At 66.3% G+C, this 15,470-nt stretch carries 15 protein-coding genes and 1 pseudogene; 10 read left to right on the top strand and 6 right to left on the bottom strand.

Annotated features, from left to right (window positions below):
• Nucleotides 1-12 precede the first annotated feature (12 nt).
• Together OG246_RS37310 and OG246_RS37305 are read left to right on the top strand one after the other, a co-directional pair.
• Nucleotides 13-853 (top strand): annotated as a pseudogene (locus OG246_RS37310) (IS5 family transposase).
• Between the two features lie 539 nt (nucleotides 854-1,392).
• Nucleotides 1,393-2,049 carry a hypothetical protein gene (locus OG246_RS37305; RefSeq protein WP_266473294.1) on the top strand — a complete coding sequence of 219 codons (657 nt, stop codon included), beginning with the start codon at nucleotides 1,393-1,395 and terminating at the stop codon, nucleotides 2,047-2,049.
• Nucleotides 2,050-3,297: 1,248 nt separating this feature from the next.
• Here the strand turns inward: OG246_RS37305 and OG246_RS37300 are convergent.
• The gene (locus OG246_RS37300; RefSeq protein WP_266474977.1) at nucleotides 3,298-3,489 is read right to left on the bottom strand and encodes an HNH endonuclease; all 192 of its coding nucleotides are present in this window, start codon (nucleotides 3,487-3,489) and stop codon (nucleotides 3,298-3,300) included.
• Between the two features lie 30 nt (nucleotides 3,490-3,519).
• A complete protein-coding gene (locus OG246_RS37295; RefSeq protein WP_266473292.1) occupies nucleotides 3,520-3,693 on the bottom strand; it encodes a hypothetical protein in 174 nt (57 codons plus the stop codon).
• A gap of 380 nt (nucleotides 3,694-4,073) precedes the next feature.
• Between OG246_RS37295 and OG246_RS37290 the strand changes: the two genes are divergently transcribed.
• A complete protein-coding gene (locus OG246_RS37290; RefSeq protein WP_266473290.1) occupies nucleotides 4,074-4,445 on the top strand; it encodes a hypothetical protein in 372 nt (123 codons plus the stop codon).
• Between the two features lie 78 nt (nucleotides 4,446-4,523).
• Nucleotides 4,524-5,000 (top strand): hypothetical protein, encoded by a 477-nt coding sequence (locus tag OG246_RS37285; RefSeq protein ID WP_266473288.1) that lies wholly within the window; start codon nucleotides 4,524-4,526, stop codon nucleotides 4,998-5,000.
• Nucleotides 5,001-5,783: 783 nt separating this feature from the next.
• Here the strand turns inward: OG246_RS37285 and OG246_RS37280 are convergent.
• Together OG246_RS37280 and OG246_RS37275 are read right to left on the bottom strand one after the other, a co-directional pair.
• A complete protein-coding gene (locus OG246_RS37280) occupies nucleotides 5,784-6,077 on the bottom strand; it encodes a hypothetical protein (protein WP_266473286.1) in 294 nt (97 codons plus the stop codon).
• 263 nt (nucleotides 6,078-6,340) lie between these two features.
• Nucleotides 6,341-6,757, bottom strand: coding sequence for a hypothetical protein (locus tag OG246_RS37275; RefSeq protein WP_266473284.1), 417 nt, complete (start codon nucleotides 6,755-6,757; stop codon nucleotides 6,341-6,343).
• A 530-nt stretch (nucleotides 6,758-7,287) separates the two neighbouring features.
• Between OG246_RS37275 and OG246_RS37270 the strand changes: the two genes are divergently transcribed.
• The 5 genes from OG246_RS37270 to OG246_RS37250 all read left to right on the top strand — a co-directional run bounded on the left by OG246_RS37270 (nucleotide 7,288) and on the right by OG246_RS37250 (nucleotide 11,478).
• Nucleotides 7,288-8,253 (top strand): ABC transporter substrate-binding protein, encoded by a 966-nt coding sequence (locus OG246_RS37270; protein ID WP_266473282.1) that lies wholly within the window; start codon nucleotides 7,288-7,290, stop codon nucleotides 8,251-8,253.
• Entirely contained in the window at nucleotides 8,250-9,023 is a 774-nt protein-coding gene (locus OG246_RS37265; RefSeq protein ID WP_266473281.1) for an ABC transporter permease, read from the top strand. Before OG246_RS37270 ends, OG246_RS37265 begins: the two co-directional genes overlap by 4 nt.
• Nucleotides 8,987-9,796, top strand: coding sequence for an ABC transporter permease (locus tag OG246_RS37260; RefSeq protein WP_266473280.1), 810 nt, complete (start codon nucleotides 8,987-8,989; stop codon nucleotides 9,794-9,796). The genes OG246_RS37265 and OG246_RS37260 overlap by 37 nt, the downstream gene beginning before the upstream one ends.
• A 24-nt stretch (nucleotides 9,797-9,820) precedes the next feature.
• Nucleotides 9,821-10,657, top strand: coding sequence for an ABC transporter ATP-binding protein (locus OG246_RS37255; protein WP_266473278.1), 837 nt, complete (start codon nucleotides 9,821-9,823; stop codon nucleotides 10,655-10,657).
• Nucleotides 10,658-10,791: 134 nt separating this feature from the next.
• Nucleotides 10,792-11,478 (top strand): response regulator transcription factor, encoded by a 687-nt coding sequence (locus OG246_RS37250; protein ID WP_266473277.1) that lies wholly within the window; start codon nucleotides 10,792-10,794, stop codon nucleotides 11,476-11,478.
• Between the two features lie 40 nt (nucleotides 11,479-11,518).
• Here OG246_RS37250 and OG246_RS37245 read toward each other — a convergent pair whose 3' ends face one another.
• Nucleotides 11,519-12,682 carry a sensor histidine kinase gene (locus OG246_RS37245; protein ID WP_266473276.1) on the bottom strand — a complete coding sequence of 388 codons (1,164 nt, stop codon included), beginning with the start codon at nucleotides 12,680-12,682 and terminating at the stop codon, nucleotides 11,519-11,521.
• A gap of 560 nt (nucleotides 12,683-13,242) precedes the next feature.
• On the opposite strand from OG246_RS37245, the gene OG246_RS37240 reads away from it, so the two are divergent.
• Nucleotides 13,243-14,781, top strand: a complete 1,539-nt coding sequence (locus tag OG246_RS37240; RefSeq protein WP_266473274.1) for a subtype B tannase — start codon at nucleotides 13,243-13,245, stop codon at nucleotides 14,779-14,781.
• Nucleotides 14,782-15,104: 323 nt separating this feature from the next.
• On the opposite strand, the gene OG246_RS37235 is transcribed toward OG246_RS37240, so the two are convergent.
• Nucleotides 15,105-15,467 carry a hypothetical protein gene (locus OG246_RS37235; RefSeq protein WP_266473272.1) on the bottom strand — a complete coding sequence of 121 codons (363 nt, stop codon included), beginning with the start codon at nucleotides 15,465-15,467 and terminating at the stop codon, nucleotides 15,105-15,107.
• Nucleotides 15,468-15,470 lie beyond the last annotated feature (3 nt).

Raw genomic sequence — 15,470 nt, 5'->3', positions numbered from 1 at the left:
ACTGGGAGACCTGTGCCTGCACTGCCGTCATGGCTGACCGAACCCCTCTGGGACCAATTCGCGGCGCTGTTGCCACAGCGGCCGGCCTACGATCCGGCCCACCCGCTGGGCTGCCACCGCCCGCGGATCAGTGACCGGATCGTCTTCGACAAGCTGCTGCAACTCCTGCGGTTCGGCTGCTCCTACCAGGCGATCGCCGACACGACCTGCTCAGCCACCACGATCCGCAACCGGCGCGACGAGTGGATCCAGCTCGGCGTCTTCGCCAGACTCAAGCAGATCGCGCTGGACTCCTACGACCGGATCGTCGGCCTCGTCCTCGACCAGATCGCCGTCGACGGCTCCATCACCAAGGCCCCCGGCGGCGAGGCCACCGGACGGTCACCGGTCGATCGCGGCAAACAGGGCCTGAAACGCTCGGACATGACGGACGGTTACGGAATCCCGCTGGGCCGAGTCCTGGCCGGGGCCAACCACCACGACTCCCCGCTGCTCGCCCCGACCCTGGACCGCCTGGACGACCTGGCACCGCTGCCCGACGACATCACCGTCCACCTGGACGCCGGCTACGACTCGGACACCACCCGCACCCTGCTCAGCGAACGCGGCCTGCACGGCCGCATCTCGCACAAGGGAGAGAAGGCGCCGATCCAGGCAAGCCAGAGGTGGCACGTAGAACGCACCCACGCCTGGCAGAACGCCTTCCACCGCCTCGCCCGCTGCTACGAACGCCGTACCACCGTCATCGACGCCCTTCTTCGACCTCACCGACACCATCATCACCGTACGTAGTCTGATCCGTCAGGCATGGACGACTCACCGCTGGGCCGAACGCCCCACCCGGCGACCATGACCCCACGCCTACCTGCGCGGCCTCTTATTCTTTCCCCTCCCTGCCGTGCAATCTCGGCCGGGCGAGGGGGTCCCCGCCTGGTCGGTTACGACTGGGTGAGGCTTCATGCGCTCGGCAGCCCAACCGCCTGGCTGGTGCTTCGCGGTCTCGCGGTTGTGGCACGACGTGCAGAGCGGATGCAGAGAGACCACGCGCCCGGATCGGCGACACCCCGAGCGACCAGCGCACGCCGTGACTCGGGGAAGTGGTCAGCAACGGTTGCTGCTTTGGTGTCGAGCACGCACCACGGATGTGCGTACAGGTAGCGCTTACGGATGTTCGGTCACCGCCGTCCATACGAGCTGGTGCCCGGTGTCTCCCGCTGCGCTGTGGCTTCCCGCTCATGTGTCGGGCAGTGTCCGCCCGTGGTCAGTTCGGGGCAGTCGGGGTCAGAGCAAGGGGGCGGGTTTACGGGGCTTGGGGCAACTCCGGTGCAGGGACGGGTCTGTAGGCACGAGCCGCTAAGCTGTTGGCGGCAACGCACTAGCTCAGGGGGTGAGATGGAAGAGACTGAACCCACGATCGATACGGGACTTGATCTGATCTATGGCCAACACTGGGCCATACAAATCAAGACGCTTAAGGGGCAGCGATCGATTGAAGAAATCGCAACCGCCATTCAATGTATTGGGCGTTCCGTTCGTAGAGATGAGTGGCATGGGCTAGGCCCGAACGCAATTCTCGACGTACCTGTATTGGAACCCAGCAGGGGTTGGAACGTTGTCGATCACGCAGCGGACCTAGAAGCGACAGTTTCATCTCTCGATGAGGACCCATACTTCAATGGTTCTCATTGGTCTCTCGCCCCGTGGTCGCCTGAAAACAGGCGCGACGCTCGTGAACGTCTCAGGGTACTAGCTGAAAATCTGCGTTCGGCGTCCACGGCCAACGAGCGACGTATTGCCGTGCGAGAATTTCTTGCTTCTCTGGCAGAGATGATTTCCTGTCTCCTGCGCTACCTCGGGCGAGTCCTGATGCTGCTGCTTTCCCTATTGCTGGGCAGCATGGTGCGGAACGATGTGCCTGCGTGGACTCTCGACCCGCTTAACGCGTCGCCACAGGTCAATCCCCGCGGCCCGAACTCCTCCTTCCCCGTGACAATTCACCGGGGCGGGCATCGCAGCAGTGCGCTGGGGAGCGCCGTACTTGCTGCCTGAATGACCCGCCGACCATTTAAGGTCGGAAGGCTCAACACCGTGTTTCAACTTCCGGACGGAGCCCCGTGGGGTGCCGTGCTGGTCTTCAGCTTGCTCGGATTGCTTCTGTTCGCGTGCATGGCCATCGTCCGGGGCATCTGGCCCCAGGATTCCAAAGATCGAAAAGAGCTGTTGCAGGAGTGGCAACGTGAGCGTGCGCGGCGAAGTCTCTCCGCCCGGCGACGACGAGAACCCTGACTAGGAATCCTTGCGGCTACAGGCACGGGGTGGGACTACTGCGGGACTACCGCCGAACCGTGGTGCTCACCGATCATGCATGATGCGCTTGGGGCATGGCATCGACTAATCAGCCCGAGCATCGTGTAGCCGCTTTCGAACTCCGCTGCGGCGGGCTGCACGTGACGATTCAATGCGTCCCTGGATGGGGTGGTGGTAGCACTCGCCACGACCACGGGAAGTGGGCTCGCGGCGTGGCTTACGTCCCGATGGTGACGCTCGGGGCAGCCGGGTACCGAGCAAGGGGGGGCGGGGCTTGCGAGGCATGGGGCTATGCGGAGAACTTCCTGTGGATGACGTTCTAGCTTTGACCGACGAGTGCGCGATCAAAAAGCGCCACAAAGGCCACACGGTGATTCCGAAATCATGACAAAAGGTGAGAAAGGGAGGGGGGTGGGTGACACTCAGTGCCAGGTGCGGGCTCAATCGGTGACCCCGAGTGCACTCTCTGAAAGCCGAATTGGGGATGGTAGAGGGGTGTAGGCGCATCCAGCTCTGCAAGTGACTTGATGGAGGGTCAGCGAATGGAGCCCGAGCAGAACGCCCCGGTCCTGGACATCCGTATTGGCGGATTCCGCATGACCATGCAGCGCATCCCCGTGAAGTTCTTGACGTTGCTCTCTGCTAGTGCGTGCTCGGGGTTCGCAGCGTGGATCACGAATCGATGAGGTTCACTCGCCCCCGTTCGTCACCTCGGGTACTCCTCTGTACCGTCTGACTGTCCGTTCGTTCAGCTTGGGATCAGGCAGCCGGTTCGAGTCCGGCCGTCACGGTCTCTGCCCTCTTGCTCGTTCTGCACACGTCCGAACTCGCCTGGCACGTCCTCACCAAGAAGGCACGCCGTTGGGTAAAGGGGCACATCAGGAAGGGGGGAAGGAGCATGGTTCCTATTAACCCGTCCGTCTTCGTGGCGGGGGTTGGTGTCGCGGGAGGCGTCTACCACCTGACCCATGCTGAGCGAACGGCCACCAACTAGAACGGGGGCACGATCGCCCCAAAGTCCTCGCGGGTCTTGAGGTTGTGGCAGTTCTTACACGTCGGCTGCACGTTCTCGTCTATGTCGTCGCCACCCAGAGCGAGCGGCTGCACGTGGTCCACGTCCACTACGTCCGCGAGGGCGAGCGACTCGCACCGTGCACAGCGGGCGCCACCATGGGCACCGATGAGAGCGCGGAGCCGAGCGGCTGCCTACCGTCAACCCAGACGCCTGATGCCGCTGACCTTGTTGCCGCCGTCGTACCCATGCGGGCCACCGCGCTCACTGGCCCGCACGCTCTGGCTGTCCATAATGGCCGTACTGGGAGTGGGATCACGGCCGAGCTGCACCCGCTTGCGTTCACGCAGCGCCGTCAACATCCGCTCCCACACGCCTTCTTGCTGCCATCGCGGTCAGTAGTGGTAGACGGTCTGCCACGGCGGCAGGTCGTGCGGCAGCAGTCTCCAGGCACAGCCGGCCCGCAGTTAGTACGCCAACGCGTTGAGGATCTCCCGCCGCATGTGTTTCGCCGGTCGTCCACCGGGCTTGACCGCCGGATCCAACGGACGGAGGATCTCCCGCTCCGCATCAGACAGATCCGTGGAGTAACCGGTACGCAGCCCGCACACCCAAATCCCCGAAAGTATGCTATTCCGCGACTCAACACCCCGGGACGCGAAGGGACGTTTTCACTTCATTCCTACAGAAATGAAGTGAGTGGAGAAATGTACTACTACGATTACAAGGTGAAGCTGGGCGGAGGGGAGAGAAGGTGAGAGTTCGCTATCTGGGCGCCCCGGACGCGCTTCCCAACCCTGTCGATGGCAGTTACCACTTCATTCCGGGGCAAGAATACGTCGTACTCGAACTGCATGTACGGAGTGACGGTTCTTCCTCCCTGCGAATCGAGCACTCGCCAGGCGACCTCGCTGGCCTGTACAGCGGGAAGTACTTTGAGCAGGTGTCGGACGCCATCCCTTCCCAGTGGAGGGTGGAGATCTATCGGCGAGGTGGGCTGAGCATGGGGCCAAAGGAATGGATCGCAGGAGATTTCTGGGAGCGAATGATGGAACGTGACCCGGAAGCGGAGGCTGCCTTTGAGGTGACACGCGACGCGATCCTGGCTGAGGATCCGGTCGCCTGATCCAGTCAGACAAAAGATGCGGCGGCTTCAGAGGGTCTTTGTCCTCTCGAAGCCGCCGCACCTGTCTTGTCCCACTCGGTGACGCGCCCCCCGATCGGTCCCATCCTCTCCGTCAACCCCGTCCTCGCCCGCGACGACCATGATTCCCTCAACGGATACGCCAACAACATCACCGTCACCAAGTCCGACTCCACTGGCCTGCGGCCGATCACGGACTGCGAGCACGGGTGCAGTGACGGCCGCTACCGTGACCACATGACGCTGGGTCCCAACGGGACCTGGGTCGACCACTCCACCAAGACCTTCCGGTACCAGAAGGCGGGCGGCGGCACCGGAAGCGGCACCATGACCGTCCCGGCCCGCACGGACGGAGGCCACGAAACGGCGCAGGTGACGTTCATGAAGGGGCCTGACCCAAAGCCCCAGAAGGTAGTGCTGGGCGTCGTCATAGGCGTAGCAGCAGTCGTGGTCGCCGCCCCGGTGGCCGTCGCCCTGGGTGGGGCTGCCTGGCCACAGCCGCGGTATGCGCTGCGGAAATCGCGGAGATGGCGATAGGCCGCGCCTCCGGCGGAAACGCGGTCGTGGGCGCCGCGACCGTCGCGGCCGGCACCAAGATGCTGACCGCGGGCAAGAGCCTGCCGGAGGGTCCGGCGACCCTGTACGGCCCGTTCCACCGGCTCGCCTCGTCGACCCACCGTGTGGACAACGTCAGGGCCATCGTCGAGTTCGGGGAACTGTGGGGCATGACCCCGAGATGGGGCGGCAACGCCACGGTCCACAATGGTCGCTGCCGGTCTGCCGGCCCTAGTCGCAGTGCCTTAGGGCTGGGCTCAGTCCACGCCTCCGCCGTCTCCTTGTGCGCTGCTACTGCCGGGGTGTGCCACCTCCTCGATCCGGCCTGGCGCCTGGGTCGGCCCGTCTCGATGGCCGGTCCTTCGCTGCTGTTGTCGCGGATCACGGCCACTAGGACCCTGGATCTTGCCGCGCCGATGCGGAGTTGTTTGCGCAGTGTCTCGGCGGAAATTGGGCGTTGGTGTAGTTCCCGGTGGCGGGTGTCCTCTCGCCGGGCCCGCTCCAGGAGGTCGTCGTACGCAGGCTGCCTCCCAGCGGCTGCGTCTGCATCCATCGTCGAACCGTTGGCGTGCGCTCCGGCTGTGGTCCATGTCGGCTGTTCGTCCCGGCTCTGGATGTCGCTGATGGCCCGCAGAAGACCGGGACCGACCTCCGCCCAGCCGATCAGAAGCAGTGGTCCAACCGCGTCGAATGCGGCCTTGCCGATGTCCCCGGAGAGCAGCGGATCGGTGACGTTCAGGGCCAGGGTCATCACGCTGGAGAAGATCAGCAGTCGCCGGGCCGGGCGCAGTTGCTCGGGGTTGCGCCGTGCAGGGCGAGGTGGCGGATGCCCAGGAGTAGTCCGAGTACCGACAGGTCCACCGCGGGGGCTACCAGGGGTGCGACCCAGGCTGGCACGCCGAGGCGCAGGGCCAGGGTCCATACGTTGCCGAAGCCGAAGAGGAAGGTCAGGCCGATGACGGTGGCCATGGTCATCGTTACCGCGCGCAGGGTGCGGCCCTGCTCGAATATCCCGGTCGAGCGAACATCGGCGTCCACCCTTGTCGAGGCGGCCCTCACGGCGCATCATCCGAAGTAGCAGATCCCGACCGCCCTCGGCTGGCGCGTGGGTCGACCTGAATCTCCAGGTCGGCGCGTAGCACGACCGATTGGGCTTTCGGTTCGACTCCGACCTCGGACACATCTTTGCCCCACAGGCCCCGTTCCGCGGGCAGGGGAAACTGGCACTCGCCTCCGGCTCCCGGCCGGGCGCGGGCGCTTTGTCGTTCCGGCGGTCTTCTGGCCTCTCCTGCCTTCCTTGAGTCGGTGAGCTGGGGGTGTGGTCAGCCGGTCGTGATCCTTTCTCCGTGAGGAGTGTCCGCGGTCAGGGTCCGGGGTCTCGGGTTGAAGGTCAGCGAGATGGACTCGGTCCGGAGGTGTTCTATGGAGGAGTAGTGCGGGCAGGTGGGGCAGGACGCGGTCCTCACGCAGGTAGCGTTGGGTTTCCGACGAGACGTGGACGGGGTGGCGCTGGAGTGTCCGTGGCGGCACCGGTAGGCGGGTCGGCGGGCCCGGCAGGATTCCATCCGGCGCTTGCAGGCGCCGTAGCGCAGTAGTCCTGCCAGGAGGTATGTCCGGCCTGGGGCGGTGGGCGGGTCGGCGCGGAGGTGTTGGACGGTGATGAAGTCGGCCTGGCTGGCCAGGGCGAGGTGCGCGGGCGCGGTGGAGATGATCCAGTCGGCGGGGGTGTTCCCGCGCATGATGTCGCGGTGGCCGAGGCTTTTTGTGCCTTGTTGTCTCGCCTGGCCCGAACTCGCCTCCCGTTCCCGACGCGTCGTGTGGTCAGGCCGACGCCTCGGTGAGCCGGTCCAGATCCGCGTCCGCCAGACGCAGCGATTCCACCGGTAGGAGCGCGGGAAGCTGTCCCGCCGCGTAGCAACGGCCGGCGAGAGCGCATCCGGTCTTTCCAATAGTTGCGGCGGAGCCACCGACGTCATTCAAACCGTCATTCCCGTGGTCGCCGGGCAACAGCATGTGGAAGCGGGCTTTGCGCGCACAGCGATCCGCAGGCTTGGCCCGGTACGGCTGTGACCGTATCCCTCACCCGTCGTACGGCAGACGTTGTACGGGCCAGTGACGGTGCCCGGGGGATGTGCGGATGAGCCGCGGACGACACCTTTGGCACGACGAACTCGACGCCATGTCTTGACTCTTCGTCTCTCGCCCTGCCACACCCCATTGCGCGCGAACCGGCCGGAGCATTTCGGCGCGGTCCGCGGGAGGACAGACCATGCAACGCCTATTCGCCGGCATCGCCGCCGCCTCACTTCTGCTCGTGGCCACGGCCTGTGGATCGTCCGGAGATTCCGGCGACGCCGCGTCGGAAAGCGGGGGTACCACCAAGGTCAAGGTCGGGGTCATTCCGATCGTCGACGTGGCCCCCATCTATCTCGGCCAAAAGCAGGGGATCTACAAGAAGTACGGTCTCGATGTCTCGATGACCACGGCGCAGGGCGGCTCGGCCATCGTGCCGGGCGTGGTCAGCGGCCAGTTCCAGTTCGGTTTCAGCAACACGACGTCGCTGATGGTCGCTCAGAGCAACGGCATACAGGTGAAGGCGGTCTCCAACGGTGCGGCGACCACCGGCGTGGACGGCGACGACTATGGCGCGCTCGTCGTCAAGAAGGGCAGCTCTCTCAAGTCCGCGAAGGACTTGGAGGGCAAGACGGTTGCAGTCAACACGCTGAAGAACATCCTCGACACCTCGGTCCGCGAGTCCGTGCGCAAGGCCGGGGGTGACCCGTCGAAGGTGAAGTTCGTGGAGCTGGCCTTCGACCAGATGCCCGCCGCTCTGGAGAAGGGCCAAGTGGACGCCGCGATGGCGGTCGAGCCCGCACTGACCACCATCCTGAACCAGGGGGGTGTGGAGATCGCGTCACCCTACGTGGACGTGGCCAAGGATCTCACCGTCGCCATGTACTTCACCTCGCAGTCGTATGCGACGAAGAACCCCGATGTGGTGAACAAGTTCCAGCAGGCCACCGCGGAGGCGCTGAACTACGCGAACAGCCACCCGGACGAGGTCCGCGACATCGTCGCCACGTACACGGAGATCCCCGCCTCCGTCCTGTCGAAAGTGACGCTGCCGAAGTGGCCCGAGGACATCAGCCGGTCCTCGGTGGAGACCCTGGAGAAACTCGGCGAGCAGGACGGCCTGTTCAAGACCGCGCCGGACCTGGATGAGCTGCTGCCGTGAGGATTCCGAACATCGCACTCGGAGCGGCAGGGCTCGCGACCTTCCTCGCCCTCGGCGAGGCTGTGCCGCGGCTCGGCCTGGTCGACGCCGACTACTTCTCGCCCCCGAGCAGGATCGTCGGCGCGCTGCGCGAGGAACTCGGCGATGCCGCCTTCTGGTCGGCACTCGGGGACACGCTGACAGGCTGGGTCATCGGCCTGGGGATCGCGTCGGGCGCGGCCGTCCTCTGTGGCCTGCTCATCACCGTTGTGCCATTTCTGCGCCAAGTGACGGCGTCGACGATCGAGTTCCTGCGTCCCATCCCGTCCGTGGCACTGATCCCGCTGGCCGTACTGCTGTACGGCTCCGAACTGCGCTCGGTGCTTCTGCTGGTGGTCTACGCGTCGTTCTGGCAGGTGCTCATCCAGGTGCTGTACGGCGTCCAGGACGTGGACCCCGTCGCCGACGAGACGGCACGGTCGTACGGGCTCGGGACCTGGGCACGCATCAGGCATGTGACGTGGCCGACGGCACTGCCCTACGTCATGACCGGAATCCGGCTCGCCGCGGCGGTTGCCCTGGTGCTCGCCATCACTGCGGAACTGGTCATCGGAGCACCCGGACTGGGGTCGCTGATCGCGGTCGCCCAGGCGTCGCAGGCCGTGCCCGACATGTACGCGCTGATCACGGTGACCGGAGCCCTGGGGCTCCTGATCAACCTGGGGGCCCGAGCGGTGGAGCGGCGAGCCCTGGCATGGCACCAGTCCGTACGGGGGGAGACCGTACTGTGAGGGCGCTGACACGACAGGTGCTGTTCGCGGTCGGCCTGCCTGCGGTGCTGCTGGGACTGTGGTGGGCCGCGTCGGACGGGAGCACCGACCCGTTCTGGCCGCCGCTGCGCACGATCCTTCAGATCTTCCCCTCGGTGTGGACCGGCGAACGCCTGCGCGCAGAGCTGCTGCCCAGTGTGCTGCGTCTGGCCGGCGGCTACACGCTCGCGGGCGTCGTGGGCATCGGCCTGGGCACCGTCATCGGTTCCTACCGTGGGATGCGCGCCTTCTGCGAGCCCGTACTGGAGTTTCTGCGGGCAGTGCCGCCCCCGGTGCTGGTGCCGGTGATCATGCTGTTCGCGGGCATCGGCGACACGATGAAGATCGTGGTGATCGCCAGCGGGTGTGTCTGGCCGGTCCTGCTGAACACGGTGGAGGGCGTGCGCGCGGTCGACTCGGTCATGCTGGAGACGGCGCGTTCCTATCACGTCCGCGGTGTCGGGCGGCTGCGCAACTTGGTGCTGCCCTCGGCGAGTCCGCAGATCGTCGCCGGTCTGCGCCAGGCCCTCTCGATCGGCATCATCCTCATGGTCATCAGCGAGATGTTCGCGGCGAACAACGGCATCGGCTTCACCGTGGTCCAGTTTCAGCGCAGTTTCGCCATCCCCGACATGTGGACCGGAATCCTGCTCCTGAGCCTGCTCGGATTCCTGCTCTCCCTTGCCTTCTCTTTCGCTGAGCGCCGGGTGCTCGGCTGGTACCACGGCCTGCGCGCGTCCACCCGGCGGTCGTGAGTGAACATTCCGAAAGGGCGAACCATGCTCGACGTACGTGGCCTCCGGAAGACCTACCAAGGGTCCGGCCGGCAGGTGGAGGCGGTCCGCGACCTCACCTTCACCGTGAAGGCCGGTGAACTCGTCTGTCTGGTGGGACCGTCGGGCTGCGGCAAGACGACCCTGCTGAAGTGCATGGGCGGCCTGCTCAGCCCGACCTCGGGACAGGTGCTCCTCGACGGCGTACCGGTGACCGGCCCGCCGCCCGGAATGGCGATCGTCTTCCAGGAGTACGGGCGCAGCCTCTTCCCCTGGATGAAGGTCGCCGGCAACGTCGAACTCCCCCTGAAGGAGAAGGGGATACCGAAGGCGAAACGCCGGGAGCTGGTCACCGACGCACTGCGGTCGGTGGGACTCCCGGACGCCGCCGACGCCTACCCCTGGCAGTTGTCCGGGGGGATGCAGCAGCGCGTGGCGATCGCCCGCGCGCTCGCCTACGAGCCCCAAGTCCTCCTGATGGACGAGCCGTTCGCGGCGGTCGACGCGCAGACCCGCGCCGACTTGGAGGACCTGGTACGGGTCCTGTGGCACGAGCGCGGGATCACCATCCTCTTCGTCACCCACGACATCGACGAGGCGGTCTACCTCGGCGAGCGGGTAATCGTCCTCTCCGCCTCGCCGACCATCGTGCAGGACGAGCTCCACATCGACCTGCCCGACGAACGGGATCAACTGCACACCCGGGTCGCCCCTCGCTTCACCGAACTGCGAACCCACGTCTACGAGCAGATCCAGGCGGCGAAGCGAGCCGTCCGGACGGACACGTCCACGACGTCGCCTGTGTCGACCGCGTCCGCAACTGGCGGGCATCCGACCGGCTGAGCACCGGCCGGCCTCCCGATCGCCGCTGCCGTCACCGTCCCGGCCCTTGGCCTTCACGGGGAGAGTGACGGGCGGCGGCGATCTCCATCGCCGTAGCCGGAGACGAACTCTCCGCTCTGTCGTAGGGTGACGGCATGAAGGACGCCATGATCCGGGTGGTCATCGCCGACGATCAAGCTCTGCTGCGGGGTGGATTCCGCATTCTGATCGACTCGGCCGACGACCTGGAGGTGGTGGGAGAGGCTGAGACTGGCCACGAGGCCATCGAAGTCGTCCGCCGCACCACACCGGACATTGTGCTGATGGACATCCGTATGCCGGAGTTGGACGGTCTGGCGGCCACGCGGGAGATCACCGCGGATCCGGATCTGGACAGCGTCCGCATCGTGATCCTCACCACCTACGAGGTGGACGAGTACGTCCTGCAGGCCCTGCGGGCCGGGGCGTGCGGCTTTCTGGGGAAGGGCATGCGCCCCGCGGAACTGCCGGAGGCCATCCGAGTTGCGGCGCGCGGCGAGGCACTGCTGTCGCCCAAGGCCACTCAGACCTTGATCACGAAGTACCTTTCGCTGCCCGACGGACCGCCGGCCGCCCTCTCCGGAGAACTGGCCGAACTCACCGACCGCGAGCGGGAGATCGTGGCGCTGGTGGCCGAGGGACTGTCCAACCAGGCGATCGCCGAGTACCTGATCATCTCTCGTCAGACCGTCCGCACCCATGTGCACCGGGCCATGGCCAAGATCGGGGCTCGGGACCGGGCACAGCTCGTGGTGAGCGCCTACCAGGCAGGGCTCGTCCGCCCCGCGGCCGCGGGGCGCTAGCCCGGTACCGAGTCCGAAGGGCGCCGGCCGGAGCCGGGGTTCAGGGCTTCGTGGGGAGCGCGGGAAGGAAGGCGTCCACGCTGAACTCCTCGCGGCCCTCCGTGATGTCGAGGCGACCGCCGACGGAGGCGGCTCGCTCGCGCAGACCCAGCAGGCCGCGACCGGTGCCCCAAGAGGAATGCCGCCCGTCCTCGGTGCGGGTCACCGGGTTGACCACCGTGATCCGAAGCCGGTGGGCGGCGAAGGACAGACGGATCGTCGCGGACCGGGGCGTGGCGTACTTGAGCGCGTTGGTCAGTGACTCCTGGATGATGCGGTAGCCGGCCATGCTGACGGCCGGGCTCAGGGTGAAAGCCCTTCCGCCGCGCTGTATGTCGATCACCAGGCCGGCGGCCCGGAAGCCGTCGAGCAGATCGTCGAGGCGGTCGAGAGCGGGTATGGGCTCCGACAGGGGTGGCTCGCCGCCGGGTTGGCGCAGAACGGTCAGCATGGTGCCGAGCTCGGCGAGGGTGGTGCCACTCGCCGTGATGACGTGCTCGATGGCCGCCTCGGCCGCGTCGGGCTCCCGTCGCAGCAGGTGGGCGGCCGCCCCGGCCTGGAAGTTGATCACAGTGATGCTGTGGGCCACGATGTCGTGCAGGTCGCGGGCGAGCCGTAGGCGCTCCTCGGCGACCCGCTGGGACGCCTCCACCTCCCGGGTCCGTTCGGCGCGCAGGGCGCGGTCCTTGATGGCCTGGATGTAGGCGCGGCGGTTCCTGGTGGCGTCACCGATGGCGGTGGCCGCGCCGAGCCATGCGATCAGCATGAGGTTGGCCGGGGCGAAGATGTGAACCCCTGTCACGATCGATGTGAAGAGCTGGATCATGGTCCCGGCGATCGCGCCGGTGATCAGAGCGCGGGTACGCGGGGCCGCCACGGCCTCGGAATACAGGGCCACCAGACAGCACACGATTCCCGGGCCCGGCTCCCTCATCCAGAGCAGGGCGAGAAGGTAGCCGACGGTCGTCCCCGCGAGCGCGGCCGCCGGCATACTCCGTCGCACCGTCAGCGGCCCTGCCGAGAACAGGGAGAACAGCATCGCGGGCCACACCGAGACGCCCGCCCGAAAGAATCCCGGGAGAATGAGGGCGACCCCGACAATGGCGAGCAACCCATCGACCAGGAACGGATTGCCGAGCGTCCGGCGGCGGATTCCTTCCAGCACACTCACCCTCTCCGGAGTCCGGCCGGTCTTTTCTCGCGACAGGGCGCGTCCACACAGTTGACGCCGTTCACGGTACGCGCCACAACCGGCCGGGACACCCCACCCGTCGTACCGCACCGTCGTACGGCACCGCGGTCACCCCATCCGCGGCGACTCTTCGCGCACACGGATCCACCTGCGCCTTCGCGGTGTTCAAGGGATCCGGTCGACGGTTCGCCCTACGCCGACCCACGTATACCGCGGGGCACGATACGGCAGGCACGGTATGCGCGAGAGACGGCATTCAGGGGACGCGGGAACCGGTTTTCAGAAGGCAGTTTGAATCCATGGCTTCCCCCCACGCGACGAGACCATTGCGTCTCCTTCGGCCTCACCCAACCGTGCCGGGGAAACTGCGACGGAATTGCCCGATATCGACCCGGCGTGACGCTCTTTCTCAGGAAAAGCACAGCATCAGCTGCTTGTTCGTGTCAAGGAGTGTCGCCCGTTGTCCATGACGTCACACAAACCCGCACTCCGTGAAGGATGTTGATGTGAAGCGCCGAATTTTCCTTTCCGGCATGGCAGCCACCGCTGCAGGAGCGACCGCCGCCATGTACTACGGCGGAACGCAGGGCGCGGCGGCTGCGACCGTAGGCACGCTGACGTTCCCCAAGGACTCCTACACAACGAAGGTCAAGACCGTCACGACAGCCGACGGTGCCACTAAGAGCATCACGTACCGGTTCTGGGAGAACATCGTCTACGTCGCCAATCCCGTGGACCCGACCTACCAGTGCCTCAACGTCGAGCAGCCGGTCGAGATCGACGGGCAGGCCGTCGACGCCTCCCACGCTCCGATCTTCTTCTCCATCCCGCTCGGCGGCTTCCTCTCCGGCACGCCCGCCGGCCGTACGAACCCCGGCGGCGGGTCCAGCCCGTCCCCGAGCGACAGTTCCTCGGCCGACCCCAGCGCCACCCCGACCGCGACGCCCACGACCAGGCCGCCGCTTCCCCCCGGGGCGGGCGACCAGGGTGACAATTCGGCGCTGGCCCTCGCGGCCGGCTACGTCGTGGTCACCTCGGGCGCGCGTGGACGGGAGAACGTCAAGGACGGCAAGTACTACGGCAAGGCTCCCGCCGCCCTCGTAGACCTGAAAGCCGCACTTCGGTACGTCCACAAGAACAGGGGCGTGCTGCCCGGCAACCCCAGCAAGATCATCACCAACGGCGGCAGCGCCGGCGGCAACTTCTCCTCGATGATGGGCGCTTCAGTAGGGAGCCCGCTGTTCGACTCCTACCTCCGGGAGATCGGCGCGGCCGAGGCGAGCGACGCGGTGTTCGCCTCCGCCGTCTTCTGCCCCATCATCGACCTCGGCAACGCCGACAAGGCCTACGAGTGGATGTTCAGCGCGGCCAAGCTGAACGGCGAGCTGGTCGACCAGACCGCCTCGAAGCAGCTCACCGCACAGTTCGCGGAGTACCAGGCGTCCCTCGGCCTCCACGGCGTGGGCCGGTTCGGCCGGGTGACGGCCGCCAACTACGACCGGTACCTGCTGGAGAACTACGTACAGCCGGCCGCGACCAGCCATCTGCGGGCCCTCTCCGAGGCCGACAGGACGACCTACCTGACCGCCAACCCCTTCATCAAGTGGGCGGGCGACAAGGCGTCCTTCTCCTGGGACGGATACATCGCGCACATCGCCCGGTCCCGTTCCGTGCCCGCCTTCGACGACAAGGCCATGGCACAGCCGGAGCCTGGCTACTTCGGCGACGAGACCCACAACTCCCGGCACTTCACCAACTTCGGCCTGCGGTACGCGACCGGCGACAAAACCGCCACGATCGATCGCGACATCCCTCACAAGATCAAGCTGACCAACCCGATGACCTACCTGGAGGAGCGCAACCCTCGGCGGGCAAGGCATTGGTGGCTGCGGATCGGCACCAGCGACACCACGCACTCCCTGACCGCGATCACCAACCTCGCCCTCAAGACGCAGAACCTCGGCGACGACGTCAGCCTCAAGATGTACTGGGACGGCGGCCACGGCGCCAACGAGGACGCGGGCGACCTGATCAAGTGGATGGGCGAGATCACCGGCTACGCCATCGGGTAGCACTACGGCGCAACCCGGTTGAACACACACGAAGGACACCCTGGCTCAGGATCCCGCGTCGGTGGACACGGACCTGGGGAAGCTCCGCGTGGCGGCCGATGGCAAGGACAGGGCGGAGATTCAGAGCCTTGCGCCCGAACTCGCTCAGCACATCGAGGAGTTGAAGGGTTCGTAGCAGCTTGCAGGAGGAGTGTTCGGCTGCGACGGGATCCGGCTGCTGACGAGGGTGCCGCCGGGGTGCCTGGTACGGCTGGTTGTGCGGCCGCTGCTGCGAGTGGGGCCACCGGCCGGAAGCCCGCTCCGGCCGGTGGCCTCAAGGTGAATCAGCCGGACTGTTCCGGACGTCGGAACAGTGACTGGATCATGGAGCCTCTACGGCGCCGTTTGTGCCATTCGCTGCGGATGTCGAAGATCTCCTTCTCCAGTGCCGCGTCCTGCGACTCGTCGGCCCAGTCAACCGCCATCTCCTCGACAAGACGAGGTGTGTCCTCCTCTGTTGCCCAGAAGTCGTCGGCTGCGAGCTCGTCGGCTTTTCCGGTTCTCGGGTCTTCACTGATGTAGAAGGCCCATGCGTCATTGATCTCCGCGGCGAGGAGCAGATATGACCCTGCGTACTCGCCTGCGGTGATACGGCCGATCCTGCCGTCCTGCGGCCAGGACGAGCGGTCAATCAGTACCGGCTCCACCGC

The organism is Streptomyces sp. NBC_00620, assembly GCF_026341825.1.
Classification (GTDB): domain Bacteria; phylum Actinomycetota; class Actinomycetes; order Streptomycetales; family Streptomycetaceae; genus Streptomyces.
The sequence above is the reverse complement of the archived record's forward strand: the minus strand, read 5'-3'. Positions and strand labels throughout refer to the sequence as shown.

Bases quoted from the DNA above. Each gene is read 5' to 3' on its own strand.
- OG246_RS37240 (WP_266473274.1), top strand. From the start codon at position 13,243: ATGGCAGCCACCGCTGCAGGAGCGACCGCCGCCATGTACTACGGCGGA.
- OG246_RS37270 (WP_266473282.1), top strand. From the start codon at position 7,288: ATGCAACGCCTATTCGCCGGCATCGCCGCCGCCTCACTTCTGCTCGTG.
- OG246_RS37255 (WP_266473278.1), top strand. From the start codon at position 9,821: ATGCTCGACGTACGTGGCCTCCGGAAGACCTACCAAGGGTCCGGCCGG.
- OG246_RS37260 (WP_266473280.1), top strand. From the start codon at position 8,987: ATGGCACCAGTCCGTACGGGGGGAGACCGTACTGTGAGGGCGCTGACA.
- OG246_RS37250 (WP_266473277.1), top strand. From the start codon at position 10,792: ATGAAGGACGCCATGATCCGGGTGGTCATCGCCGACGATCAAGCTCTG.
- OG246_RS37275 (WP_266473284.1), bottom strand. From the start codon at position 6,757: ATGCGCGGGAACACCCCCGCCGACTGGATCATCTCCACCGCGCCCGCG.
- OG246_RS37305 (WP_266473294.1), top strand. From the start codon at position 1,393: ATGGAAGAGACTGAACCCACGATCGATACGGGACTTGATCTGATCTAT.